The 2,292-nt window shown below is 64.0% G+C and carries 2 protein-coding genes; one reads left to right on the top strand and one right to left on the bottom strand.

Annotated elements, in window-relative coordinates:
* On the bottom strand, window positions 1-867 hold an 867-nt coding region (locus ASE52_RS08140; RefSeq protein ID WP_140426196.1), incomplete at its 3' end, for an MCP four helix bundle domain-containing protein.
* Between the two features lie 323 nt (window positions 868-1,190).
* Between ASE52_RS08140 and ASE52_RS08135 the strand changes: the two genes are divergently transcribed.
* Window positions 1,191-1,997 (top strand): alpha/beta hydrolase, encoded by an 807-nt coding sequence (locus ASE52_RS08135; RefSeq protein ID WP_057225320.1) that lies wholly within the window; start codon window positions 1,191-1,193, stop codon window positions 1,995-1,997.
* Window positions 1,998-2,292: the final 295 nt, after the last annotated feature.

Here is a 2,292-nt window from a genome sequence, read left to right as displayed (position 1 = left end):
GGTGCGCGCCGACAGGTCGTTGTTGCCCGACGCAATCTGCGAGCTCGCCGATGCAACACCTTCGGCGTTGCTGCGCACCGCGGCCACGGTGTTCACCAGGCTTTGCTGCATGCGCTGCAGGGCGCTGAGCAGGTGGCCGGTTTCGTCTTGGGACTGAACGGTGATCTGGCCGCTGAGATCACCGCCGGCCACACGGTCAGCAGCCTCCACCGCCCGTGCAAGGGGGCGGGTGATGGACCGGATGATGGTGACGGCGAGAAAGAGGGCAATGGCAATCGCGAGTGCCCCCGCAATCAACACATCCCGTTGCAACGCAGTAGCTGCGGCTTCTGCCCGTTCACCCGCTTTTGCGGTGACCTGGGCCTGATATTCAACCTGCTCGTGGATGGCGGCCTGGTAGGCCCGCTGTGCGGGGCGGTATTGCTCTTCGAGCAGCTTGATGGCTTCGTCCTTCTGCCCTTGCTGGATCATGCCCAGGTACTGCACGCCGATTTTTGCAAACTCCGCCCGCCGCTGCTGCATGCGGGCAAGGAGTTCCTTGCCATTGGCGGAGGTGATCAGCGAATCCAGCGTTTTGTACTGCGCGTCCACTTCCGCCCTGGACGCGGTAATCTGGTCCATCGACGATTTGACCACCGCCTCGGTCGTGAAAATCGCCAGATTGCGCACCTGGATGGCTTGCACATTCACCCGGTCGGTAAGGGTTCCCAGTGCTCTGGTGATCGGGATGCGCACGTCAATGACGTCCTTGAGCTCCGTGCGCTGGTTCGCAGACCGGATCAGGCTGACCGCACCCAGCGCGATGAGCAAAAGCACCATGACGGCAAACGCTACGGCAAGTCGGGTTGAAATCCTCAGCTGGTTCATCCTGCTTCTCCTCTGAATGGATGTTTTCTCTGGCTGCCGACACCTTATCCGTGGGGGGCCTTTGTCACCAGACCTATTTCGCCGCAGCAGGGCTGCGTCTTGATCTTCGTCAAGACCGGCATGCTCTCGCCCAGGCATTTGCGGGCCAGCCACTGCACACGCAGCTGTCAAGTTGGCGACACCAACCCCGCCAGAGCCCAGCCCCCCAACCTTGGGATTGGAGAGCTAGCTCCAGTCCACCCCCCAATGCACAGCCAAAAAAATGCTACCTTCCATGGCGGCCCCACCGCCCGTGCGCGCCTTTGCTTTTGATTGACGACCCGATGCCCTTTTTCAGCAACAAAGAAACCGACCCCAACCACATCCCGGCTCCCGGCCTGCCGCTGCTGGCACTCGAGCTGCGGGCCCCGTGGGAGTTTGGCGCGGTGTTGCCCGCCTGGCCTGTGCTGCAGCGCGCCCCACGCGGCGACGGCCACACGGTGATCGTGTTTCCGGGCCTCACGGCAGGGGATGCCACCACCGTTCCGCTGCGCCGCTACCTGGAGTCGCGCAACTACGACACCCTGGGCTGGGGCCAGGGCCTGAACCTCGGCCCCAAGGATGGAGTGCTGGAAAACGCCAAGCGCCAGCTGCAGGAGGCGTATGACACGAGCGGCGGCAAGGTGAGCCTGGTGGGCTGGAGCCTGGGCGGCGTCTATGCGCGCGAACTGGCCAAGGAAATGCCCGATCGGGTGCGCTGCGTGATCACGCTGGGCACGCCGTTTGCGGGGCACCACACCTCCACCAACGCGTGGCGCATCTACCAGCTCGCCAGTGGCCGCAGCATCGAGCGCGAGACTGAAAACTACAACCTGCCCGAGGCGCCCCCGGTGCCCACCACCAGCATCTACTCGCGCAGCGATGGCGTGGTGGCCTGGCGCGGCAGCATCCAGGCGCCGGCGGCGCACAACCCGCACACCGAAAACATCGAAGTGGTGGCCAGCCACTTTGGCATTGGCCTGAACCCCAGCGCCTGGTGGGCCGTGGCCGACCGCCTGGGGCAACCGCACGGCCCTGACGTGGATTGGCAGCCCTTTCAACGCCCCAGGATTCCGGGCTTGCACCTGGTGTATCCAGACCCCCATCGGTAAGCGCCTTGGACGGGGCGCGGTCGCAAGCCCCACCCAAACCAACAAAAAGCACGCTGAGGAAAATCCGCAGCGTGCTTTGTTTTTGATAGCTATTAGCGCTTGATAGACAATCGCCAGGGGCTTTTTTTAATCACACCCCATGGGCTCGGGCAGTGTGCCCCGCTCAGAAGCTCTCCCAGCTCAGAAGCTCTCCCAGTCGTCGTCGTTACCTCCCTTGGCTGCTGCGGGCGCGGGCGCGCTGGCAGCCGGGGCCTTGGTACTGGTTGCGGGGGCGGCTGCGCTGGTCTTGGGGGCC

This window comes from Acidovorax sp. Root275 (genome assembly GCF_001428965.1).
Lineage (GTDB): Bacteria > Pseudomonadota > Gammaproteobacteria > Burkholderiales > Burkholderiaceae_C > Acidovorax > Acidovorax radicis.
This window is presented reverse-complemented; position numbering and strand designations above follow the sequence as displayed.

Bases quoted from the DNA above. Each gene is read 5' to 3' on its own strand.
- ASE52_RS08135 (WP_057225320.1), top strand. From the start codon at position 1,191: ATGCCCTTTTTCAGCAACAAAGAAACCGACCCCAACCACATCCCGGCT.